The sequence below is a fragment of the Saccharopolyspora sp. NPDC049426 genome (assembly GCF_040676935.1).
Classification (GTDB): domain Bacteria; phylum Actinomycetota; class Actinomycetes; order Mycobacteriales; family Pseudonocardiaceae; genus Saccharopolyspora.
In genome coordinates this window covers 35371-58796 of sequence record NZ_JBFAPZ010000012.1, presented here as the reverse complement: position 1 = coordinate 58796, position 23426 = coordinate 35371, and the positions used below count along the sequence as shown (strand labels likewise).

General features: G+C 69.7%; 21 protein-coding genes. 15 read left to right on the top strand and 6 right to left on the bottom strand.

The annotated features are described in order from the left end of the window. Positions 1-2: 2 nt before the first annotated feature. The 5 genes from AB0J78_RS24860 to AB0J78_RS24840 all read left to right on the top strand — a co-directional run bounded on the left by AB0J78_RS24860 (position 3) and on the right by AB0J78_RS24840 (position 4827). A complete protein-coding gene (locus AB0J78_RS24860) occupies positions 3-1220 on the top strand; it encodes an acyl-CoA dehydrogenase family protein (RefSeq protein ID WP_363792921.1) in 1218 nt (405 codons plus the stop codon). Between the two features lie 124 nt (positions 1221-1344). After that, a complete protein-coding gene (fabG, locus tag AB0J78_RS24855) occupies positions 1345-2100 on the top strand; it encodes a 3-oxoacyl-ACP reductase FabG (RefSeq protein ID WP_363792919.1) in 756 nt (251 codons plus the stop codon). Then, the gene (locus AB0J78_RS24850) at positions 2097-3284 is read left to right on the top strand and encodes an acyl-CoA dehydrogenase family protein (RefSeq protein ID WP_363792917.1); all 1188 of its coding nucleotides are present in this window, start codon (positions 2097-2099) and stop codon (positions 3282-3284) included. The genes fabG and AB0J78_RS24850 overlap by 4 nt, the downstream gene beginning before the upstream one ends. Continuing rightward, positions 3281-4378, top strand: coding sequence for an acyl-CoA dehydrogenase family protein (locus tag AB0J78_RS24845; RefSeq protein ID WP_363792915.1), 1098 nt, complete (start codon positions 3281-3283; stop codon positions 4376-4378). Before AB0J78_RS24850 ends, AB0J78_RS24845 begins: the two co-directional genes overlap by 4 nt. Then, positions 4375-4827, top strand: coding sequence for a MaoC family dehydratase (locus AB0J78_RS24840; protein ID WP_363792913.1), 453 nt, complete (start codon positions 4375-4377; stop codon positions 4825-4827). Before AB0J78_RS24845 ends, AB0J78_RS24840 begins: the two co-directional genes overlap by 4 nt. Positions 4828-4878: 51 nt before the next feature. Here AB0J78_RS24840 and AB0J78_RS24835 read toward each other — a convergent pair whose 3' ends face one another. From AB0J78_RS24835 to AB0J78_RS24815, 5 genes are all read right to left on the bottom strand, one after another. Beyond that, positions 4879-6429, bottom strand: coding sequence for an AbgT family transporter (locus AB0J78_RS24835; RefSeq protein WP_363792911.1), 1551 nt, complete (start codon positions 6427-6429; stop codon positions 4879-4881). A 98-nt stretch (positions 6430-6527) separates the two neighbouring features. Further along, complete coding sequence (locus AB0J78_RS24830; protein ID WP_363792909.1) at positions 6528-7139, bottom strand: TetR/AcrR family transcriptional regulator; 612 nt, start codon at positions 7137-7139, stop codon at positions 6528-6530. Between the two features lie 47 nt (positions 7140-7186). Further along, positions 7187-7951: an SDR family oxidoreductase gene (locus AB0J78_RS24825; RefSeq protein WP_363792907.1), complete on the bottom strand. Its 765-nt coding sequence runs from the start codon at positions 7949-7951 to the stop codon at positions 7187-7189. Between the two features lies 1 nt (position 7952). Beyond that, positions 7953-8705, bottom strand: a complete 753-nt coding sequence (locus AB0J78_RS24820) for an SDR family oxidoreductase (RefSeq protein ID WP_363792904.1) — start codon at positions 8703-8705, stop codon at positions 7953-7955. Next, positions 8702-10393, bottom strand: a complete 1692-nt coding sequence (locus AB0J78_RS24815; RefSeq protein ID WP_363792903.1) for an AMP-binding protein — start codon at positions 10391-10393, stop codon at positions 8702-8704. The genes AB0J78_RS24820 and AB0J78_RS24815 overlap by 4 nt, the downstream gene beginning before the upstream one ends. A 267-nt stretch (positions 10394-10660) precedes the next feature. Between AB0J78_RS24815 and AB0J78_RS24810 the strand changes: the two genes are divergently transcribed. Continuing rightward, positions 10661-11245 carry a DNA-binding protein gene (locus AB0J78_RS24810; RefSeq protein ID WP_363792901.1) on the top strand — a complete coding sequence of 195 codons (585 nt, stop codon included), beginning with the start codon at positions 10661-10663 and terminating at the stop codon, positions 11243-11245. 35 nt (positions 11246-11280) lie between these two features. Then, positions 11281-11937, top strand: a complete 657-nt coding sequence (locus AB0J78_RS24805) for an RES family NAD+ phosphorylase (protein WP_363792899.1) — start codon at positions 11281-11283, stop codon at positions 11935-11937. A gap of 67 nt (positions 11938-12004) precedes the next feature. Here AB0J78_RS24805 and AB0J78_RS24800 read toward each other — a convergent pair whose 3' ends face one another. Beyond that, positions 12005-12973, bottom strand: a complete 969-nt coding sequence (locus tag AB0J78_RS24800) for a TerC family protein (protein WP_363793222.1) — start codon at positions 12971-12973, stop codon at positions 12005-12007. Positions 12974-13505: 532 nt separating this feature from the next. Here AB0J78_RS24800 and AB0J78_RS24795 point away from each other — a divergent pair. The 8 genes from AB0J78_RS24795 (at position 13506) to AB0J78_RS24760 (ending at position 23318) form a co-directional block, all read left to right on the top strand. Then, positions 13506-16274 (top strand): alpha/beta fold hydrolase, encoded by a 2769-nt coding sequence (locus tag AB0J78_RS24795; RefSeq protein ID WP_363792897.1) that lies wholly within the window; start codon positions 13506-13508, stop codon positions 16272-16274. 65 nt (positions 16275-16339) lie between these two features. Continuing rightward, positions 16340-17197 carry an ABC transporter permease subunit gene (locus AB0J78_RS24790; protein WP_363793220.1) on the top strand — a complete coding sequence of 286 codons (858 nt, stop codon included), beginning with the start codon at positions 16340-16342 and terminating at the stop codon, positions 17195-17197. Between the two features lie 222 nt (positions 17198-17419). Then, a complete protein-coding gene (locus tag AB0J78_RS24785; protein WP_363792895.1) occupies positions 17420-18328 on the top strand; it encodes a LysR family transcriptional regulator in 909 nt (302 codons plus the stop codon). A 132-nt stretch (positions 18329-18460) separates the two neighbouring features. Then, positions 18461-19651 (top strand): CoA transferase, encoded by a 1191-nt coding sequence (locus AB0J78_RS24780; RefSeq protein ID WP_363792894.1) that lies wholly within the window; start codon positions 18461-18463, stop codon positions 19649-19651. Next, positions 19648-20421: a crotonase/enoyl-CoA hydratase family protein gene (locus tag AB0J78_RS24775; RefSeq protein ID WP_363792892.1), complete on the top strand. Its 774-nt coding sequence runs from the start codon at positions 19648-19650 to the stop codon at positions 20419-20421. Before AB0J78_RS24780 ends, AB0J78_RS24775 begins: the two co-directional genes overlap by 4 nt. Continuing rightward, positions 20418-21167 (top strand): acetoacetate decarboxylase, encoded by a 750-nt coding sequence (locus AB0J78_RS24770; RefSeq protein ID WP_363792890.1) that lies wholly within the window; start codon positions 20418-20420, stop codon positions 21165-21167. The genes AB0J78_RS24775 and AB0J78_RS24770 overlap by 4 nt, the downstream gene beginning before the upstream one ends. Continuing rightward, positions 21164-22120: a 3-hydroxyacyl-CoA dehydrogenase NAD-binding domain-containing protein gene (locus AB0J78_RS24765; RefSeq protein ID WP_363792889.1), complete on the top strand. Its 957-nt coding sequence runs from the start codon at positions 21164-21166 to the stop codon at positions 22118-22120. The genes AB0J78_RS24770 and AB0J78_RS24765 overlap by 4 nt, the downstream gene beginning before the upstream one ends. A 13-nt stretch (positions 22121-22133) precedes the next feature. Continuing rightward, positions 22134-23318: an acyl-CoA dehydrogenase family protein gene (locus tag AB0J78_RS24760; RefSeq protein ID WP_363792887.1), complete on the top strand. Its 1185-nt coding sequence runs from the start codon at positions 22134-22136 to the stop codon at positions 23316-23318. Positions 23319-23426: the final 108 nt, after the last annotated feature.

The window sequence follows — 23426 nt, the reverse complement described above, 5'->3', positions numbered from 1 at the left end:
AGATGGATTTCGCGTTCGACGCACGGACCGAGGAGCTGCGCGGTCAGCTGCTGGAGTTCATGGACTCGCACATCTACCCGGCCGAGCCCGTGTTCGCCGAGCAGATGGACGAGGGACTGGATCGCTGGTCGGCGCACCCGCCGATCATGGAGGAGCTCAAGGCCGAAGCGCGCAAGCGCGGCCTGTGGAACCTCTTCCTGCCCGGTGAGCACGGTGCCGGGCTGACCAACCTGCAGTACGCGCCGCTGGCGGAGATCATGGGCCGCTCCGGTCAGCTGGCACCGGAGGCCACCAACTGCGCCGCACCGGACACCGGGAACATGGAGGTGCTGGCGCAGTTCGGCACCGACGCGCAGCGCAAGCAGTGGCTCCAGCCGCTGCTGGACGGCGAGATCCGCTCGGCGTTCTGCATGACCGAGCCCGACGTCGCCTCCTCCGACGCGACCAACATCGGCACCCGCATCACCCGCGACGGCGACCACTACGTCATCAACGGGCGCAAGTGGTTCTCCTCCGGCGCGATGAGCCCCCGCTGCAAGATCCTGATCGTGATGGGCAAGACCGACCCGGACGCCGAGCGGCACCGCCAGCAGAGCCAGGTGCTGGTACCCAAGGACACCCCGGGCGTCGAGGTCAAGCGCGGCATGCACGTCTTCGGCTACGACGACGCCGACCACGGCGGTCACGCCGAGATCGTGTTCAACGACGTCCGGGTGCCGGTGGACAACGTCATCTCCGGTGAGGGCGAGGGCTTCGCGATCGCCCAGGCGCGGCTCGGTCCCGGCCGCATCCACCACTGCATGCGCGCCATCGGCATGGCCGAGCGGGCGCTGGAGCTGATGTGCCGGCGCACCTCCGAGCGCGTCGCGTTCGGCAAGCCGCTGGCCGAGCAGGGCGTGGTGCAGCACTGGATCGCCGAATCCCGGGTGAAGATCGAGCAGGCCCGGCTGCTGGTGCTCAAGACCGCGTGGCTGATGGACACCGTCGGCAACCAGGGCGCGCACACCGAGATCCAGTCCATCAAGGTCGCCGTTCCCGAGGTGACGACCTGGGTCGTCGACCGCGCCATCCAGGCCCACGGCGGAGGCGGCGTCTCCCAGGAGTTCCCCCTGGCGGCGCTCTACGCCCACGCCCGGACCCTCCACCTGGTCGACGGTCCCGACGAGGTCCACCGCCGCTCCCTGGCCCGCCGCGAGCTCGGCAAGTACAAGAAGAAGTAACCCACCACCCATCTCCCCCGTTACCCCAACGAACCCCGTCCCCACGTCCCGACCGGATTTCAGTGGAAGTCCGGGGCTTCGAGCGGGGCGGGTTGGAAACGCACAGAGCAGCGAGGAGTTGTCCATGGTTGAGAGTCGTGTCGCGATCGTCACCGGTGCCGCTCGCGGGATCGGCGCCGCCACCGCGAAGAGGCTGGCCGAAGACGGGTTCGCCGTCGCCGTCATCGACCTCGACGAGAAGGCCTGCGGTGAAACCGTTTCGGCGATCGAGGCGGGTGGCGGCAAGGCGCTGGCGATCGGGGCCAACGTCGCCGACGCCGAGCAGGTGCAGGCCGCCGTCGACCGGGTCGCCGCCGAGTTGGGCGCACCGACCGTGCTGGTCAACAACGCCGGCGTGCTGCGCGACAACATGCTGTTCAAGATGTCCGAGGACGACTGGGACACCGTGATGAACGTGCACCTGCGCGGCTCGTTCCTGATGGCCCGGGCGGTGCAGAAGCACATGGTCGAGGCCAAGTGGGGCCGGATCGTGAACCTGTCGTCGACCTCGGCGCTGGGCAACCGCGGCCAGGCCAACTACTCCACGGCCAAGGCCGGTCTGCAGGGCCTGACCAAGACGCTGGCGATCGAGCTGGGCAAGTTCGGCATCACCGCGAACGCGATCGCCCCGGGCTTCATCGCCACCGACATGACCAAGGCGACGGCCGAGCGCGTCGGCATGTCCTTCGAGGACTTCACCACCGCCGCGATCTCGCAGATCCCGGTCGCGCGAGCGGGCAAGCCCGAGGACATCGCCAACACCGCCTCGTTCTTCGCCGACGAGCGCTCCGGCTTCGTCTCCGGCCAGGTCATCTACGTGGCCGGCGGACCGAAGGCGTGAGCACCGTGGACGCCACCGAGCTGCGCGGCCGGGTCCAGGAGTTCCTGGCCGCGCACGACCCGAAGAGCACCGACCGGCTGGAGTTCCTGCGCGCCCGGTTCGACGCCGGGCTGGCGTGGGTGCACTTCCCGGAGGGACTGGGCGGTCTGGGCGCGGCCCGCGAGCTGCAGGCCGACGTCGACGCCGCGTTCGTCGAGGCGGGCGCGCCGGACAACGAGCCGCACATGAACGTCATCGGCCTGGGCATGGCGGCCCCGACGATCCTGCGCTTCGGCGACGACGAGCAGCGCAAGCGCTTCCTCCGTCCGCTGTGGACCGGCGAGGAGATCTGGTGCCAGCTCTTCAGCGAACCGGGCGCGGGCTCGGACCTGGCGGCGCTGTCCACCAGGGCCGTGCGCGACGGCGAGGAGTGGGTCGTCGACGGGCAGAAGGTGTGGACGTCGCTGGCGCACCAGGCCCGGTGGGCGATCCTGGTGACCCGCTCCGATCCGGACCAGCCCAAGCACAAGGGCCTGACCTACTTCATCTGCGACATGACCGCGCCGGGCGTGGAAGTCCGCCCGCTGCGGCAGATCACCGGCGAGGCCGAGTTCAACGAGGTCTTCCTGACCGGTGTGCGCATCCCCGACTCGCAGCGGCTCGGCGAGGTCGGGCAGGGCTGGTCGGTGGCGCTGGGCACGCTGATGAACGAGCGCGTCGCCATCGGCGGCCGCACGCCCCCGCGCGAGAGCGGCCTGATCGGCGCCGCCGCCGATCAGTGGCGGAGCCACCCGGAGAAGCGCACACCGGGCCTGCACGACCGGCTGCTGGAGCTGTGGGTGGAGGCCGAGGCCCTGCGGCTGGCGAGCATCCGCCTGCGGCAGCAGATGGCCGTCGGTGAGCCGGGGCCGGAGGGTTCGGCGATCAAGTCGGCCTTCGCCGAGCTCAACCAGCGGCTCACCGGCTACCAGCTGGAGCTGCTGGGCGAGGAGGGCCTGGAGTACGACGACTGGACGTTCCGCCAGCCGGAGTTCACCGACTTCACCAAGCGCGGGCCCGGTTTCCGCTACCTGCGGGCCAAGGGCAACACGATCGAGGGCGGTACGACCGAGATCCTGCGCAACGTCATCGCCGAGCGGATCCTCGGGCTGCCGCCGGAGATCCGCACCGACAAGGACAAGCCGTGGAAGGAGCTGCCGCGATGACGGACCTGCTCTACACCGAGGTCGAGGAGGACCTGCGCTCCGGCGTGCGCCGGGTGCTGCGGGACCGCTGCGACTGGACGGCCGTCCTGGCCCGCGTCGAGACCGACGAGCCCTACGACCTGGACCTGTGGCGGTCGCTGGCCGGTGAGATGGGCCTGGCGGGACTGCTGGTGCCCGAGGAGCTCGGCGGTTCCGGTGCCACGGCCCGGGAGCTGTCGGTGGTGGCCGAGGAGATCGGCCGCGCGGTCGCTCCGGTGCCCTTCCTGAGCACCGTGCTGGCCACCGCGGCGCTGGCGGGCTGCGCGGAGAAGACCGCGTTGCCGCAGCTGGTGGACGGTTCGAAGGTGGGCACGCTCGCGGTCGGCCTGACGACCGTTCCGCACACGTCGTTCCCGCAGTCGGTGAAGGCCGAGGACTCGGCGCTGTCCGGCGCGGTGTCGGCCGTGGTGGACCTGGAAGTGGCCGACTACGCGGTGGTTCCGGCCGTCGACACCGACGGCTCGGCGCTGTACCTGGTGGAGACCTCGGCGGCGACGCGCACGTCGACGACGCCGCTGGACCTGACCCGCCGCTTCGGCACGCTCGTCCTCGACGGCACCGCGGGCGAGCGCATCGCCTCCGGCCCGGAGGCGGAGCGGGTCCTGCGCCGCGCGCTGCTCACGGCGGCCGGAATGCTGGCGGCCGAGCAGGTCGGGCTCGCGCAGCACTGCCTGGACACCACCGTGGAGTACGGCAAGACCCGCTACCAGTTCGGCAGGCAGATCGGTTCGTTCCAGGCGATCAAGCACCGGCTGGCCGACCTGTGGACCAAGATCAGCATGGCGCGTGCGGTGTCCCGCAACGCCTCCGACGCGCTGGCCGCGGGCACCGACGAGGAGCTCGCGGTGGCGATGGCGCAGGCCTACGTCTCCGACCTGGTGGTCCACGCCGCGGAGGAGCACCTCCAGCTGCACGGCGGCATCGGCATGACCTGGGAGCACCCCGCGCACCTCTACCTGGGCCGGGCGAAGAGCTCCCAGCTCACCTTCGGCATCGCCGAGGCCCACCGAGCCCGCATCGCCGAACTCGTCGACCTTCCCGGAGGAAGCGCATGAAGGTTTTCACCAGCAAGGAAGAGATCCTCGCCGCCCAGGGCGAGGAACTGGGCACCAGCGAGTGGCTGACCATCACCCAGGAGCAGGTCAACACCTTCGCCGACGCGACCCACGACCACCAGTGGATCCACGTCGACATCGAGAAGGCCGAGCAGGGGCCGTTCGGCGGGCCGATCGCGCACGGCTTCCTGACGCTGAGCCTGCTGCCGAAGCTGAACTCGGAGACCTTCCGGGTCGACAACGCCAAGATGGGCATCAACTACGGCCTGAACAAGGTCCGGTTCCCCTCCCCCGTCCCGGTCGGCGCGCGGGTGCGCGCGACGACGGAGCTGATCAGCGCCACCGAGATCGAGGGTGGCCTCCAGCTGGCCGTCAAGGCCACGGTGGAGATCGAGGGCGCCGGCAAGCCCGCCTGCGTCGCGGAGTTCCTCTCCCGCGTCCTGCTCTAGCAGCGGTTCTCAGTGTGGGGAGGTTTCCGCGGAAACCTCCCCACACTCGTCTCACGGCTGGATGTGGATGTCCATGCCGGGGCCCAGCGGGATGTCGGCGAAGTAGAAGACCGTCATGACCAACGCCCACAGCAGCCAGAACGGGACGACGAACGGCACCATGCGGGCGACCAGGGTGCCGATGCCCGCGCTCGGTTCGTAGCGGCGCAGGTACCCCAGGATGATGATCATGTACGGGTTCAGCGGCGTCATGATCTGCGTGGCCGAGTCGCCGACGCGGAACGCCGCCTGGGCGAAGCCGGGTTCGAACCCCAGCAGCGCGAACATCGGCACGAACACCGCCGCCATCAGCGTCCACAGGCTCGACCCGGAGATGATGAACAGGTTCAGCAGCGAGGCCAGCAGCATGAACCCGAGGAACGCCGGATACCCGTCCAGGTGCATCGACTGCAGCAGGTCGGCACCCGAGACCGCCACCAGCGAACCGAGTTTCGTCCAGTTGAACAGCGCGATGAACTGCCCGAGCATGAACGCCAGCACCAGGAACCCGGTCAGGTCGCGCAGCGCGAGCGCCATCAGCCGCGGCACGTCGGCGGCCCGGGTGATGGACCCGGCCTTGGCGCCGTAGGCGATCGCCGGGACGGCGAAGCCGAGGAAGATCAGCGTCGTCACCGAGTCCATCAGCGGCGAGTCCGGCAGGAACCCGCCTTCGGCGTTGGCCAGCGGCGAGTTCGGCCAGAGCACCAGCAGCAGCACCAGCGCGGTCGCGACCAGGAACGACACCCCGGCCCACCGCAGGCCGCGGCGCTCGGCGGGTTCCAGCGCGACCTTGAGGTCGGACGCCTCGCCGTCGGCGACCTCGCGGGGGACGCCGTTGCGGATCAAGCGCGGTTCGATGAGCCGGTCGATGAGGAACCCGGCGAGCAGCCCGAGCAGCACCGCCGAGACGACGTTGAAGTAGTAGTTCGACACCGGTGTGACCAGCGTGCCCGGGTTCGGCAGCGTCTCGGCGACCTTGTTGCTGATCCCGGAGAACAGCGCGTCCAGGCTCGTGACCACGATCGACGTCGAGTACCCGGCGCCGGTGGCGGCGAACCCGCCCAGCAGACCGGCGACCGGGTGACGACCGGCGGCCTTGAACACCAGCGCCGCCAGCGGCGGGATGATGATCATCGAGGAGTCGGCCATCACGCTCGCGCTGACCCCGACCAGGCCCACCGCGTACGGCAGGACCGAGCGCCGGGCGTTGCCGAAGGACGACCTGATCAGGGCGGTCAGCATGCCGGTGCGCTCGGCCAGGCCGACCGCGAGCATGATCGTGACGACGGTTTCCAGCGGCGGGAATCCGATGAAGTTCTCCGCCATCGTCGTGAACAGGAACTCCAGGCCGTCGCCGGTGAAGGCGCCGCGGATCGGCGTCGCCTCGTCGGAACCCGGGATGGTCACCGAGACGCCGAACGCCGATATCGCCGTGGACACCACCGCGACCAGCAGGAACAGCAATCCGAAGAGGATGAACGGGTCGGGGAGCTTGTTGCCGATCCGTTCGATCAGGTTGAGCACGCGGTCCAGGCGCGGTGAGCGCGCTTCGGTCTCGGTCAAGGTCACTCCCGTCGGCCTCACGACATGCCGGCGTCAGCCAACCCCTCCGCACCGCCGGGTCACAAGCCCCGGGGGCGGAACGAAACACGACCGAAAAACTACGGTCTCAGCGAGTCCAGCAGGAGGTCGGCGAAGTGCTCGCCGACCTCCTGCCCGGTGAGCTTGCCGTCCTCGCGGAACCAGGTGCCGAGGTGGTGCACCGCGCCGAAGAAGAAGTCCACCACCAGGTCCGCGGACTTGTCGGTGCGGAACACCCCGGTCTTCTGGCCCTCCTCGATCAGGCCGCGCACGCGCTCGTGGTAGCGGCGGCGCTCGGCGCGCACCTCGGCCTGCTTGTCGGCGTGCAGCAGGTGCATCGACCGGAAGAAGATGATCGTGTCTTCCAGGTTGGCCGCCGTGGTGGCCACGACGTCCGAAGCCGCGGCGTGCAGCCGCTCCTTGACCGGGGAGTCGCTTTCGGCCGCGCTCTCCAGCCGCGCCTGCTGATCGCGTAGCACGCGGGCGTAGATCTCGTAGAGCAGGTCGTCCTTGGAGCCGAAGTAGTGGTACATCGCGCCCTTGGTGACGCCCGCGGCATCGACGATCTGCTGCACCGAGGTGGCTTCGAAGCCCTGCTCGGCGAACAGCCGGGTGGCTACGGCCAGCAATCGTTGCGGGACGGGCTCGGTGCCAGCCTCCGTGCCCGTGCGTGCGTTGGCCGACCGCGCCATCTCGTTCCTCCCCATGTCGATGCCCTCGGGCAAGCCTAGTCGGGCCGCTACTCGACCTTTCGCTGCAGCTTGCGCATGCCCGCCTGCCAGCGCTCCGGCTGGCCCGCCCGCAACGCGTAGTAGTCGGCGACCTCCGGGTGCGGCAAGATCAGGAACTCCTCGCCGCCGAGCTTCTCGGCCACCATCTCAGCGACGTCCTCGGCCTCGACGGCGGTGGCACCCATCAGGATCCGCCCGGTCTCGCCGGAGGCCTCCAGCAGCCGCGTGCGCACGCCCTGCGGGCACAGCGCCTGCGCCGTGACGCCCTTGTCCGCGTAGGTGATGTTGAGGTACTCGGCGAAGGCGACCGCGGCGTGCTTGGTCACCGAGTACGGCGCGGACCCGAGCATCGTGAGCAGCCCGGCGGCCGAGGCGGTACCGAGGAAGTGGCCCTCGCCGCGCTCCAGCCAGTGCGGCAGCACCGCCCGGGCCGCGCGCACGTGGGACATCACGTTGACCTCCCACGAGGCGGCCCAGGCGTCCTCGTCGGCCTCCGGCCCACCGTTGCGGCCGATGCCGGCGTTGGCGCAGAACACGTCGATCCGGCCGTGCTCCCCCATCGCGGCGTCGACGAGCTCGGCCACGCCCTGCTCGCTCGCGGCGTCACCGGGCACGGCGATGCCGCCGACCTCGCCCGCGACCTCGCGGACGGCGTCCGAATCGAGGTCACCGAGAACTGTTCTCGCGCCGAGCGCGGCGAACTTGCGGGCCATCGCGGCACCGATGCCGTTGCCGGCACCGGTGATGATCACGACCGAATCGGCGAACTGCACGTCACATACCGCCCTTCAGGGTCGAACCGCCGTCGAGCACGAGGATCTGTCCGGTGATCCAGGACGCCTCGTCGGAGAGCAGGAACGCCGCCGCACCGGAGATGTCCGACGGGATTCCCAAGCGCCCCAAGGGGTATCCGGCGGCGACCTCGGCCTCGTTGTCGGCGTAGAGCGCGGTGGCGAACTTCGTCTTGACCACGGCCGGCGCGATCGCGTTGACGCGCACCTTCGGCGCGAGCTCCACGGCCAACTCCTGGGTCATGTGCCCCAGCATCGCCTTGGTGGCGCCGTAGAAGCCGATCCCGGGCGCGGGGTTGAGACCGGCCACCGAGCACACGTTGAGCACCGAACCGCCGTGCTCGCCCATCCCGGCGCGGAAGACCTGCTGGGTCCACGACAGCGCGGCGAGCACGTTGACCTGGAAGGTCTTCTGCGCGACGCCGTGGTCGAGGTCGAGCATCGGGCCGAAGGCGGGGTTGATGCCGGTGTTGTTGACCAGCAGGTCCACCCGGCCGAAGGCCTCCACCGTCTTGGCCACGGTCTCGGCCTGGTGCTCCACGTCGTCGGCCTTGCCCGCGACGCCCAGCGCGTTGTCCTTGCCGAGGCTCTCTACGGCTTCGGCCAGCGGTTCGGGCTTGCGCGCGGTGATGGTGACCTTGGCACCCTCGGCGACCAGGCGTTCGGCGATGGCCAGCCCGATTCCGCGGCTGGCTCCGGTCACGATCGCCACTCGACCGTCGAAACGCTTGCTCACTGTTCGTTCCTTCCGTGTTGCTCGCCCGCGCGCGCCGTGTCGCGCAGTTGTCGGCGCAGGATCTTCCCGGTTGCGGTTTTCGGGAGTTCGTCGAGGATTTCGACGCTCCGGGGGTACTTGTAGGCGGCCAGCTGCCGCTTGCAGTGCTCGACGAGCTCCTCGCCGGTGGCGGTGCTGCCGTGGGAGAGGCTGATGAACGCCTTGACGGTCTCGCCGCGGTAGGCGTCGGGCACGCCGACGACGGCGGCTTCCCGCACGGCCGGGTGTCCGTAGAGGACGTCCTCGACCTCGCGCGGCCACACCTTGAAGCCGGAGGCGTTGATCATGTCCTTCTTCCGGTCCACGACGTAGAACCAGCCCTGCTCGTCCATGAACCCGACGTCGCCGGTGTGCAGCCGGCCGTCCCGGATGCTCGCCGCGGTCTCCTCGGGCTTGTTCCAGTAGGCCGGAACCACCATCGGGCCCTCGATGACGATCTCACCGACCTCGCCGACGGGCAGGTCGGCTCCGTCCTCGTCGACCACCCGCAGCACGGTGTTGTAGGTGGGCACGCCGACCGCGAGCGTCCCGGACGCGGCATCGACCGGAGCTTCCTTGCCGAGCGGGACGGAGGTGGCGGTGGCGGTGGTCTCGGTGAGGCCGTAGCCGTTGCGGATGTAGAGCCCGAAGCGCTCGCGGAACGCCTCGACGACCGCCGAGGGCAGCGGGGCTCCGCCGGAGTGCACCATCTTCAGCGAGGCGAAGTGCTCCGGTGAGACCTCGGTGTGGTTCATCAGCGCCATGTAGGCCGTGGACGGACCGACCATGAACGCGGGTTCGTGCTCAGCGAGCGCGTCGAGCACGACACCGGGTTCGAACCGGTAGGCCAGGTCGAGCTGCCGCCCGGCCGCCAGCGCGGCGGCGAACTGCACGACCAGGCCGGTGATGTGGAACAGCGGGGCGAGCGCGAAGATCCCGCCCGGGGTGTCCTCGTCGAGCCGCATCGCCGTGCCCTCGGCGTTGAACACGACGTTGCCGTGGGTGTTGGTGGCTCCCTTGGGGACTCCGCTGGTACCCGAGGTGTAGACCAGCAGCGCGATGTCCGATGCGGACGGCGAGACCGGCGGCGGGCGCTTCCCGGCGTAGGAGCGGGCGACGGCCAGCAGGTCGGCGCAGCCCTCGGCGGGGTTGCGCCGCGACTTGGCGAACAGCCGCTGGTCGCCGCGGGTCTGCATGTCCAGTTCGCTGGTGGTGACCGCGATGCCGATGTCCAGCGCGTTCGCGACTCCGCCGACGACGTCGTGCCAGCCCTGCTCGGAGGAGATCACGGCCGTCGGCCGGGCGTCGCCGAGGATCTTGGTCAGCTCGTGCATCCGGTACATCGGGTTGAGCGGGACGACGATGGCCCCGGCCTTCCACCCGGCGAGCACGGCGATGGCGAACTGCGGGACGTTCTGCAGGTAGACGGCGACCCGGTCGCCCTGGGCGACTCCGCGTTCGACGAGGTGGCAGGCGAGTCCGTCGCTGAGCTCGTCGAGCTCGGCGAAGGTCAACCGGCCGTCGAAGTAGGTGAGCGCGACGTCGTCTGGGTGGTCCCGGACCGTGTCGGCGAGCAGGTCGAGCATCGTGGCGTGCTCGGGCTCGATCTCCGCGGGGAGATCATCATCGAAGAGCTCCAACCACGGTCGTTCGTCGTACACGCTGCCCAACGCGCCACCTCCACTGTGAGACCGACCAGTCGGTACGGCCAGTCAACGATCCTTCGGCGCTCGCGTCAAGAGGCGATCCGCCGACAGTTCGCAGTCGCCGACGCCCTCCCGGCGGCGATCGAGCGCACGGACGCCGCAGCGCGGAAAATCCGGTCAGAGCAACCACGTCATCACCATCCGCAACATCGGTGTCACGGGCAGTGACGTTCAGGTGGAGCAGCGCACGTTCGCGCACGCATTTCGTGCGCTCTGCGGTATCCTCGGCATATGTCAGCCGCGCTGGAGACCGTGTTGGCGAGGGCCGGTTTGAAGGTCACCGCCAACGAATTCCTCACCCTCGTCGAGGACGCAGCCAGAAAGCTCACCTCGCCGCAGGTCGACCCAGCCGCGCACTTCACCGACTCGGAGCGCACCGCCCTCGCGGCCACCGGGCTGGACCTGTCGCCGCTGAGCGACACCGAGGCCGACCCGCGGGCTCGCACCGTCGCCGAGCAGACGGTGCTGCGCGACACCGCGCTGTCGGTCGGTCAGGCCGCCGCGCGGATCGGGGTCGACACCAGCCGGGTCCGCCACCGCATCGGCGAACGCCGCCTGATCGGCTGGAAGGACCGCGGCGGTTGGCGCCTGCCCGCGTGGCAGTTCACCGACTCCGACGTGCTGCCCGGCCTGGACGTCGTGCTCGCGTGGATGCCGGCGGACCAGCCCGCGCTCGTGCTGGCGAACTTCATGACCACGCCCCAGGAGGATCTGGAGATCCACGACAGACCGGTGAGTCCGCGAGAGTGGCTGCTGGCCGGCGGTGATCCGCACCGGGTCGCCGAGCTCGCCGCCGCCATCGGCACCCCCGCCTGACCAGCCCCACCGCGACCACCACCTGGGACCACACATTGGCACGGCTACCTCAGCCGCCTGCTCCTGCAGCGCTGCAGGCGATCCTCCGCCGAACAGAGGACGTGATCGCGGTGCCCCCGGGCACCAGGCTCGCGCGCGTGTTCACCTCCGGCGGCAACCACCCGCAGCAGTGGAACAGCTTCCGCTACGCCGGACCGCTGCCGCACGCGCGGTTCGACCCGCACCTGCCGAACTCCCAAGGCGGGCCGACGATCACCCGCGAGCACGGCGTCCTGTACTTCTCGCTGTCGGTGCAGACCTGCATCGCGGAGGTGTACCAGGCGACGTCCACCGTGGACCGGCGCACCCGCAGCCCGCACCTGGTGCTGTTCCGTCCACGCCGGACGCTGCGGCTGCTCGACCTCACCGGGCTCTGGCCCACCAGGGCGGGAGCTTCGCAGGCCATCAGCAGCGGGCCGAAATCGCGCACCCAGGCGTGGGCCCGCGCGATCCGCGCGTCCTACCCGGAGCTCGACGGCCTCTGGTACCGGTCCGCGATGGACTCCGGCAAGCCCTCGGTCTGCCTCTGGGACCCGCCCGCGGACACCGCGCTCCCGGACAGCCCGGACGTCCTGCTCCCGCTGAGCCATCCCGGCCTCGACGTCCCGCTGGGACGCGTCTGCCAGGAGCTCAGCTACACCCTCCTGGACTGACGGCGCGCACGAGAAGATCCCCTCCGGACGGTGTCCGAAGGGGATCTCCTGGTTCTGCAGCGGAGCGTCAGCTCTGGTTGGCCTCGGCCGTCGACGCGTCCCGCTTGGACTTGGCCAGGCTCGCCCACGTGGTGATCGCGAGGGTCAGCACGATGAAGCTCAGCGACATCCAGTTGTTGATCTCCGCCCACTCCGGCACCAGGTGGTACTCGTGGAAGGCGTGCAGGATCAGCTTCAGGCCGATGAAGCCGAGGATGATCGCCAGACCGACCGACAGGTAGACCAGCTTGTCCACCAGGCCGCCGAGCAGGAAGTACAGCTGCCGCAGGCCCATCAGCGCGAAGGCGTTGGCGGTGAACACCAGGAACGGGTCCTGGGTGATGCCGAAGATCGCCGGGATCGAGTCGACCGCGAACAGCAGGTCGGCACTGCCGATGGCCACGATGACCACGAACATCGGCGTCAGGTACCGCTTGCCGTCGATCTTCACCGTCGACTTGGCCTCGTGGTAGTCGTCGGTCACCGGGAACATCTTGCGAACCCAGCGGACGACCGCGTTCTCGTTGTACTCCTCTTCCTCGTCCTTCTTGCGGACCATGCTGACCGCGGTCCAGATGAGGAAGGCGCCGAAGATGAAGAACACCCAGACGAACTGCGCGATCAGCGCAGCGCCGACGGCGATGAAGATGCCGCGCATGAGCAGCGCGAGCAGGATGCCGATCAGCAGCACCTTGTGCTGGTGGATCGACGGAACCGCGAAGCTGGACATGATCACCATGAAGATGAACAGGTTGTCCACGCTCAGCGAGTACTCGGTGATGTAACCGGTGAAGAACTCGATGGCGAAGTGCTGATCACCGAAGATCCACACACCGATGCCGAACAGGATCGCGCAGCCGATGTAGAAGGTGACCCACTTCGCCGCCTCGGCGGTGGTCACCTCGTGCGGCTTGCGGTCGACGATCACCAGGTCGAGCAGCAGCAGCAGGGCGAGACCACCCAGCGTGGCTGCCCACACCCACCAGTGCACGTGCATAGTGTCGACTGCGGGCTGCTGCGCAGGGGCCGCGCGCAACATCAGGTCGGCACCCATCAATCACCTCCGGTTCAGGGCGTACACGTCCGGGACCGGAGGTCTCTTCCACCGATCTGCATTATCGGTCGACGGCACCGGGCTTGACCAGGCAAGTTCCGTGATGACGACACCGTCGCGAAGGAATACTCCCCTCCACCACTCGTCAAGATTGTCACTTATGCCGGGGTCCCCGCACCAGGTGGGGTGACCAGTTGCAACGCAAGTCACGGATCGAACCTAAGTGGGACCGCTGAACGGGGCAATGCGGGCCGCGCGCACTCGCCGATTCGGGGGCATTGCGTTCACACGGATGATCGCTAGTATCGCGTCGGCCTGATCACTCGGGCACCGCACGCGGGGATGCGGCCAAGACCACACGACGACGGGCACGACGAGGTGTCCGATTGCGCTTTGGTCTCTGGTTCATAGCGTCTTGCCTTCCCTCCGCGTCTGGATGAAACCGGTGCCGCTCCGTTCACCTACTGTCAATGGCGTGTCCGCCTCCCCTCGTCGCCGAACCGGCCTGGCCCTGCTCGCCCTGCCCTGCGTCCTCTTAGTGGTGCTGGGGGCGTTCCTGTGGTCCGGCCAGGCGCAACCGCTGCAGACGGCGGCGCAGCCCCCGGCTCCCCGAGAGGCCATGGTCGACGTGCTCGACGGCCCCGGCGGCACCGAGAGGGTGCAGATCGACGTCACGCTCCACTCCCCCGTGGACACCCCGGCGCCGGCGATCCTGCTCGCCCACGGCTTCGGCGGCAGCAAGGCCGACACCGCCGAGCAGGCGCGGGAACTCGTCGGACGCGGCTTCACGGTGCTGACCTACTCCGCGCGCGGGTTCGGCCGCAGCACCGGGCAGATCGCGCTGAACTCCCCCGACTACGAGGTCTCCGACGCCCGGCAGCTGCTGGACTGGATGGCCCGCCAGCCGGAGGTGCAGCGCGACCGCGACGGTGACCCCCGCGTCGGTGTCACCGGCGCCTCCTACGGCGGCGCGCTGGCGCTGATGCTGGCGGGCACCGATCCGCGCGTGGACGCCATCTCGCCGGTGATGACCTACAACGACCTCGGGCAGGCGCTGCTGCCCAACAACGCCAGCCAGGTGCGCATCGGCGGAGCCACCCCGGCAGACGGCTCGTTCAACCCCGAGGGCGTGTTCAAGCAGGCGTGGACCGGGCTGCTGTTCTCCGCCGGGGGCGCACCCCGACCCACTCCGGGAACCCCGTTGACCTGCGGGAACTTCATCCCCGCGGTGTGCGCGGCCTACTCCGAGGTGGCCCAGTACGGACGCGCGAGCCAGCCGACGCTGGACCTGCTGGCGAAGTCGTCCCCCAAGACCTACAACTCGCGGGTCAACCAGCCGACGCTGCTCGTGCAGGGCGAGCGCGACACCCTGTTCGGGCTCGACCACTCCGATGCCAACGCGCGGCAGATCTCCGCCGCCGGCGGAGAGGTCAAGACCATCTGGTTCGCCGGTGGCCACGACGGCACCCCGCCCGGTCCCGACGTGCGCGGGCGCATCGCCGACTGGTTCGCCTTCCACCTGGGCGGCGTGCCACCGGTTCCCGATCCCGGCTCCGGTTTCCAGTTCGACATCGCCGGGCGGCCGCAGCGCGACGGCGACATCCCGGTGCGCACCATGACCGCGCCGTCCTACCCGGGGCTGCTGGACTCCCGGACGCCGCGCTACTCGCTTCCGCTGGACGGCCCGGTCACGCCGGTGATCAACCCGCCTGGCGGGTCCCCGGCGGCCACGAGCGCGCTGCCCGGCGCCGGCCAGGTGCTCGACGCGGCGGGCAGCCTCGGCCAGTCCCTGGCCCGGGAGCTGCCGGGCCAGGTGGCGGTGTTCCGCACCCAGCCGCTGGAGGAGCAGACGCTCATCTCCGGCACGCCGCGCACGCGGCTGGCGATCGCCGCGGTGCCGGGCCAACCGCAGCCCGACGACGCGGTGCTGTTCGCCAAGCTCTACGACATCGGCCCCGACGGGCAGCGGCAACTGCTCGGCAACGCCGTGTCCCCGCTGCACATCAGCAACGTGCCTGCGGACGGCAGCCCGGTCGAGTTCGACGTCGCGCTGCCCGGGGTCGTGCACCCGATCGAGACCGGTCACCGCATCGAGCTCGCGGTCGCCACCACCGACCAGGCGTACGCGCTGCCGAGGGAGCCGTCGGCGCACCTGGTGGCGCTGGCTGGCGACCGGGCGGTGTCGATCCCGTCGGTGCGCGCGGCGTCCTCCAGCGCCGGTTCGGTCCCGGTCGGCCCGCTGGTGGGCATCGGGCTGGTGTTCGTGCTGGCCCTGCTGATGTGGGTGATCTCGGCGATCCGCCGCAAGTTCAACGACGACCCGGACTCGCGGCTGGCGGAGACTCCGCTGGTGATCTCCGGGCTGACGAAGTCCTACCCGGGTAAGAAGGCCGCGGTGGACGACCTGAGCTTCCAGGTTGAGCGCGGTCAGATCGTCGGTCTGCTGGGGCCCAACGGGGCGGGCAAGACCACGACGCTGCGGATGCTCCTGGGGCTGCTGCGGCCGACTCACGGCGAGGTCCGGATCTTCGGCCACCGGCTGCAGGCCGGTGCTCCGGTGCTGTCGCGGGTGGGTGCGCTGGTGGAGTCACCCGGCTTCCTGCCGCACCTGTCCGGCCTGGACAACCTGCGGCACTACTGGGCGGCGACCGGCCGTCCGATGCTGCGCGCGCACCTGGACGAGGTGCTGCAGATCTCCGGCCTGGAGAGCTCCGCCAAGCGCAAGGTGCGCACCTACAGCCAGGGCATGAAGCAGCGGCTGGCGATCGCCCAGGCGATGCTCGGCCTGCCGGAGCTGCTGGTGCTCGACGAACCGACCAACGGGCTCGACCCGCCGCAGATCCACCAGATGCGCGAGATCCTGCGCCGCTACGCCGCCACCGGCCGCGCGGTGCTGGTCTCCAGCCACCTGCTCGCCGAGGTCGAGCAGACCTGCACGCACGTGATCGTCATGCAGAACGGCACCCTCCTCGCCGAGGGCAGCGTCGCCGACATCATGGCCGTCAACGGGGAGGCGACCTTCCGGGTCGACGATCCGGAAGGGGCCGCCGAGGCGCTACGCACCATCGAGGGGCTGGGCCTGGTCGAGATCGAAGACGACCTGGTGCACGCCGACCTCGCCGGGCACAAGGCGGCCGTCGCGGTGAACGTGCTGGTCGCATCGGGTGTCTCGGTGCACCAGGTGGGTCCGAGACGCCGCCTGGAGGACGCCTTCCTGCAGCTCGTCGGAGAGGAACAGCGGTGAGCGACGACGAAACCCCCACCGAGGTCGCGGTACCGGAGACGGAGACCGCGCTGGTGCGCGCGCCGATGCTGGGAGTCCCGCAGGGCGACGGCGCCGCGGAGGGCTACTCGGCCAAGCGCACCCTGCCGCTGCGGGTGGAGCTGGCGCGCCAGCTGCGGCGGGCGCGCACCCGGCTGACCCTGGCATTCCTGGTGATGCTGCCGCTGCTGCTGCTCGCCGCGTTCGAGCTCGGCGAGGACGACTCGCGCGGCGGGCGGAGCTTCGCCGACATGGCCACCGCCAGCGGGCTGAACTTCGCGGTGTTCACGCTGTTCGCCTCGACCGGGTTCCTGCTGGTCGTGGTGGTGGCGTTGTTCTTCGGCGACACCGTGGCCAGCGAGGCGTCCTGGTCGAGCCTGAAATACCTGCTCGCCGCGCCGGTTCCGCGGATGCGGCTGCTGCGGCAGAAGGCGAAGGTCGCCGCGCTGCTGTCGGTCCTCGGCGTGGTCCTGCTGGTCGGGGTCGCGCTGGCGGTGGGCGTGGTCTGGTTCGGCACCGGCGACCTCATCAGCACCACCGGCGAAGCCCTGACCTTCCCGCGCGGGGTGCTGAGCCTGGCCGCCGCGACGCTCTACGTCGCTGTGCACCTCAGCTGGATCGCCGGTCTCGCCCTGTTCCTCAGCGTCAACACCGACGCTCCGCTGGGCGCGGTGGGTGGAGCGGTCCTGATCTCCATCCTCTCGGAGATCATCGACCAGATCTCCGCCCTCGGCGATCTCCGCAACTACCTCCCCACCCACTTCTCCACGGCCTACTCCGACCTCCTCAGCGAGGACATCGACCCCTCGTCGATGATCACGGGCTGCTTCTCGGCCCTGTCCTACGCCGCGGTCTTCACCACCCTCGCAATCTGGCGCTTCAACCGCAAAGACATCACCAGCTAACCCCTCCCCCGCCGCGCCCCAACCCCACACCCCGGATCACGACCGCCTCCAGAACCGGAATACCGCCGTAATCAGGCACCGGAATACGGCCGTAATCGGGGACCTGATTACTGCGGTATTCCGGGTCCGCGGTCGGGGACGGCACCTGGGTGGGGGTGCGACGGGGGCGGGATGGGCGTGTGGCCCAGTGGGTTGGGCCTGGCGGCGTAATGTTGTCGGGCGATGGAGATCTTTCATCTTCGGTACTTCGTGGCCGTGGCGGAGAAGCTGAGCTTCTCGGGCGCCGCGAGGTCGTTGCACATGGCCACCTCTCCCCTGAGCCAACGGATCCGGGATCTCGAACGAGAACTCGGGACCGTGCTGTTCGAACGGGACTCGCACCACGTGCAGCTGACCGAGTCCGGGACCGCGCTGCTGCCGATCGCCCGGGACGCGCTGAGCCGGTTCGACGACGTGCCGTGGCGGCTGCGGGAGGCGATCGGACGGCACCGGCCCGTCGTCTACCTCGGCGTTCCGCCCGGTCTGCACTCGACGTTGCGGGAGCGGCTGACGGTGTTCACCCGCCGCTGCGCCGAGGTGTGCGAGCTCAAGCGCTGGCCCGGCGGGAGCCGCGAACTGCTGCTCGGGGTGCAGCGGGGGGAGCTGGCGATGGCCCTGGTGCACCTGCCAGTGCACGCCGAGGGCATCGAGGTGTTCGAGCTGATGCGCGAGCCGCTGGGGGCGGTGCTGCCCGCCGCGGATTTCGCCGGCCGCGAGGCGGTGTCGCTGCACGAGCTGGTCGGGCTGACCTACGTGCGCCCGGTGGCGCGGATGCTGCCGGACTACTGGGACGTGCTGGAGGCGCGGCTGACCGCCGCCGGAGTGCACCGCCGCATGACGCTGAACACCGGTGATTACGGCAGCACCGCAGAGGTCATCGCCAACGGGGGAGCATTCGCGATTTCCATGCTCGACCCGAAGAGCGGAATGCAGAAACTGCGCGACGAGAACATCACCGTGCTCCCCATCCAAGATTTCTCGCCCAGCCTCGCAACCGGCCTGATTTGGCGCCAGGACCGCACCGAGGAGCAGTCTGAGCTGCACGAACTCATCGCCGCCGCGAAGGGATCGATGGCCGATCCGATGGCGTGACCGCTGCGGTCACGCCATTGTTCGCGATACGGTTCCACTGATCAATTGAACACCGCTCCACTGCCGACCTAACGTAGTTAGCGAAGCAAACAAGTCGATTCGGGACAATTTCCCGACGCACTAGGAGTGGTGATGGCAACCCCCGCCGACAACGCCTCCGGCCCCTTGGCCGGCGTGCGCGTCATCGACCTGTCGACCGTGGTCATGGGCCCGTACGCGGCCCAGATCCTCGGCGACCTCGGCGCCGACGTGATCAAGATCGAGTCGCCGAAGGACACCGCACGGCTCGGCAACGTCCACCGCACCCCCGGCATGACGCCGCTGGCGATGAACGTCAACCGCAACAAGCGCAGCGTCGCGCTCAACCTCAAGGACGCCGACGACGCCCAGCGCGCCCGCGAACTCATCAGCAGCGCCGACATCGTGATCACCAACATGCGCATCAACGCGCTGCGGCGCCTCGCCATGGACTACGACAGCCTGGCCGCCGACAACCCCCACCTGATCTACGCCCACGCCCAGGGCTTCCGCCCGGACTCCGACCGCGCCGAGCTCGCCGCGTACGACGAGACCGTGCAGGCCGCCTCCGGGCTGCTCGACATCGCCCAGCGCGCCGGCGACATCGGCAAGCCCGTGGTGCTGCCGAGCATCTTCGGCGACAAGGTCGCCGCGCTGACGATCGCCTACTCGGCGCTGGCCGCGCTGGTGCACCAGCGCGCGACCGGCCAGGGACAGCTGGTCGAGGTGCCGATGGCCGACACGATGCTGGCGTTCAACCTGGTCGAGCACCTGCAGGGCCGGATCTTCGAGCCGCCGGAGACCGACACCGGCTTCCCGCTGTCGATGAACACCGGCCACCGCGCCCGTCCCACCAAGGACGGGTTCGCGATGATCATGCCCTACTCGCCGAAGAACTTCCGCGACCTGTTCACCGCCGCCGGACGCGATGACCTCGCTGCCGATCCGCGCCTGGCCGGCGACTACATCGACGCGCGGGAGCACGGAACGGCGCTGGTCGAGCTCATGGAGTCGGTGACGCCGACGCTGACCACCGCCGAGTGGGTCCAGGTGTGCACCGAGCACAGCATCCCGGTCGGCCCGGTCCTGCGGCTCGACGAAGCCGCCGACGACCCCTACGTGCGGGAAGGGCACCTGCTCGACCTGGCCGAGCACCCCACCGAGGGCAGCTACCGGCAGGTGGGGGTCCCGATCCAGTTCTCCGCCACCCCGGCCTCCATCCGACTGCACCCGCCGATCCCCGGCCAGGACACCGACGCGGTCTTCACCGAACTCGACGAGCGCAACGAGGAGAACGCGGCATGACCACTCCGAACACGACCGTGCGGACCGAGACCCGCGGCAGCGTCCTGGTCATCACCCTCAACCGGCCCGAGGCGCGCAACGCGATCAACGCCGACGTGGCGCACGGCATCGCCGCCGCCGTCGACGAGCTCGACGCCAACCCGCAGCTGCGAGTGGGTGTGCTGACCGGCGAGGCGGGCACCTTCAGCGCGGGCATGGACCTCAAGGCCGCCGCGCGCGGGGAATCCCCTGGCGTTGCTGACCGCGGTTTCGCCGGGCTGACCGAGTTCGACAACGTCAAGCCGCTGATCGCGGCCGTGGAGGGCTTCGCGATGGGCGGCGGCTTCGAACTGGCGCTGGCCTGCGACCTGGTGGTCGCGTCCTCGGGCGCGACGTTCGCGCTGCCGGAGGTCAAGCGAGGGCTCATCGCCGGTGGAGGCGGGGCGATCCGGCTGCCCAAGCGGATCCCGCACCACCTGGCCGTGGAACTGCTGCTGACCGGCCGCAGCATCGACGCCGGTCGCGCCGCCGAGCTCGGCCTGGTCAACCGGGTCGCAGACGACGGCGCCGCGCTGGACGCCGCGTTGGACCTGGCCGCGGAGCTGACGGCCAACGCCCCGCTGGCGCTGGTCGCGGTCAAGCAGGTCGTCCGGCACGCCGACCGGCTGCCCGAGCCGGAGGCGTTCGCCGCCCAGCGCCGCGAGATCCGCGGGCTCCAGGAGTCCGCCGACTTCGCCGAGGGCGTCCGGGCCTTCACCGAGAAGCGCGCACCGAAGTGGACTGGACGATGAACCGAGACCGAATCCTGCAGCACGTGGCGACACCGCTGAACGCCCCGGCCTACGCCCCGGCGGTCGCGCGGTTCACCGACCGCGAGTACCTCAACCTCGTCTACCGTACCGACCCCGAGGCGTTGCGCGAAGTGGTTCCCGAGCCGCTGGAGTTCGACGAGCCGCTGGTGCGCTTCGAGATCATGAACATGGGCGAGGTCACCTCGTTCGGCCCGTACGTCGAAGCGGGACAGGCGATTCCGGTGCGCTTCGGCGAGGAGCGCGGCGAGTACCTGCACGCGATGTACCTGAACAACTTCGCCGCCACCGTCGCCGGCCGCGAGGCCAGCGCCTACCCGAAGGTGATGGGCGAACCGGCGCTCAAGGTCGAGGACTCCGCGCTGGTGGGGACGCTGGACTACGGCTCGGAGCGGGTCGCGACGGCGACCATGGGCTACAAGTGGATCCCCGTGGACCTAGCCGCCGCCGAGGCCGAGATCACGGTGCCGACGTTCATGCTCAAGCTCGTCCCCGGCTACGACCACCGGCCGCGGATCGCCGAGCTGGTGCGCACCCGCATCACCGACATCACCGTCAAGCAGGCCTTCACCGGTCCCGCGCGGCTGCAGCTCTTCGAGCACGCGCTGGCGCCGCTGGCGGACCTGCCGGTGCGCGAGGTCGTCTCGGCCAGCCACATCATCACCGATCTGACGCTCTCGGGCGTCGAACCGGTTCACGACTACCTCGGGGAGGGGACGCAGCGATGAATCCGAAGTGGAGCGAGGTTGCGGTCGTGGGAGCCGGGACCATCGGCCTGGCCTGGGCGGCGCTGTTCGCGCACGCCGGCCTGGAGGTCCGGGTCATCGATCCGCGCGACGACCTGGACGCGGCCATCGACGAAGCGCTGCCGATGCTCGCCGAGAGCATCCCGGGCGCCGACGTCGCCGCGCTGCGCAGCCGCATCACCGCCACCGACGACCTGGCCAAGGCGGTGGAGAACGCGCAGCTGGTGCAGGAGAACGGCCCGGAGCGGCTGGAGTTCAAGCAGCAGCTGTTCGCCGAGATCGCCCGGCACGCCCCGGCTGACGCGGTGCTGGCCTCCTCCAGCTCCGGGATCGTGGCCTCGGCGATCGCCGCCGAGCTGGACGAGGAGGTGGCCGCGCGGCTGCTGATCGCCCACCCGTTCAACCCGCCGCAGGTGGTGCCGCTGGTGGAGATCGTGCCCGGCGCGACGGCCGAGGAGGTCGTCCAGCAGGCCATCGAGTTCTACCGCGGCCTGGGCAAGACGCCGGTGCGGATCCACAAGGAGGTCGACGGTTTCGTCGCCAACCGGTTGCAGAGCGCCCTCATGCGCGAGTCGATCTCGCTGGTGCAGCAGGGCGTCGTGTCCGCCGAGGAGCTGGACGCGGTGATGAAGGCGTCGCTGGGCGGTCGCTACGCCACGATCGGCCCGTTCGAGAGCTTCCACCTCGGAGGCGGTCCCGGCGGGATCCGCCACATGATGGCGCACCTGGGCGTGGGCATGGCCGACCGCTGGGCTGAGCTGGGCCGCCCGGAGCTCGACGACGCCACGATCACCTCGCTCGTCGCGCAGACCGAGACCGCCTACGGCTCGGGCCCCGACGCCTACCGCGAACGCGCGCGCCTCCGCGACCGCAAGCATAACGCGATCAACGCCGCGCTGTTCGGAATCGAAACAGACCCGAACGAAACAGTCTGACGAGGAAGAGAAAATGCCCAAGTCCGTGATCACCAACCCCGATTTCTTCGGCTTCTACGACCTGCTCAGCGAGTCCGAGCGCGCAGAGCTCGCCGAGATCCGCGAGTACCTGGAGCGCGAGGTCAAGCCGCTGGCCAACCAGGCGTGGGACACCTCGGAGTTCCCCTTCGAGGTCGTCGAGAAGTTCGCCAAGCTGCGGCTGGCCAGCTACCAGTTCCCCGAGCACGGCGACGGCAAGCCGCGCAGCCCGCTGTTCACCGGTTTCCTGAGCCTGGAGCTCAACCGCATCGACCCGTCGCTGGCGGTGTTCTCCGGCGTCCACACCGGACTCGCGATGGGCAGCATCTACCACGGCGGTGACCAGCAGCAACGCGATCGCTGGATCCCGGACATGGTGGAGATGAACCGGATCGGCGCGTTCGCGCTGACCGAGCCCGAGGGCGGCTCCGACGTCGCCGGTGGCATGCGCACCACCGCCCGCAAGGACGGCGACGAGTGGGTGCTCAACGGCGCCAAGCGCTGGATCGGCAACGGCACCTTCGCCGACCTGATCGTGGTGTGGGCGCGCGACGAGGCCGACGGCAACGTCAAGGGCTTCGTGGTGGAGAAGGGCGCTCCCGGCTTCACCGCCACCAAGATCGAGGGCAAGATCGCGCTGCGCACGGTGCAGAACGCCGACATCACCCTCACCGACGTCCGCGTGCCCGAAGCCAACCGGCTGCAGCAGGTCAACAGCTTCCGAGACACCGCGAAGGTGCTGGCCATGACCCGCGGTGGCGTCGCGTGGCAGGCGCTGGGCGTGGCGGTGCGCGCCTACGAGCTGGCCCGCGAGTACGCGGTGAACCGCGTGCAGTTCGGCAAGCCGATCGGTGCCTTCCAGATGATCCAGGACCTGCTGGTCAAGATGCTGGGCAACATCACCGCCATGTTCGGCGTCGTGGTGCGCCTCAACGAACTGGTGGCGCAGGGCTCCGGAAGCGCCGAGCAGGCCGCGCTGGCCAAGGCTTTCACCACCACCAAGATGCGCGAGGTCGTGTCCTGGGCTCGGGAGCTGTTCGGCGGCAACGGAATCGTTCTGGACTACGAGGTCGCGAAGTTCTTCGCCGACGCCGAGGCGGTCTACTCCTTCGAGGGTTCCCGGGAGATGAACACGCTGATCGTCGGCAAGTCGATCACCGGTCACAGCGCCTTCGCCTGAGCAGCTGCTTCCGGACTCGTTCCGCTCAGCGGTGCGGGTGGCGGAAACGCCCAGCGGGAAAGCGCAGCGGGGCCGGCGGACGGTTCGCCACGCCTCGGGCTCCGCCGC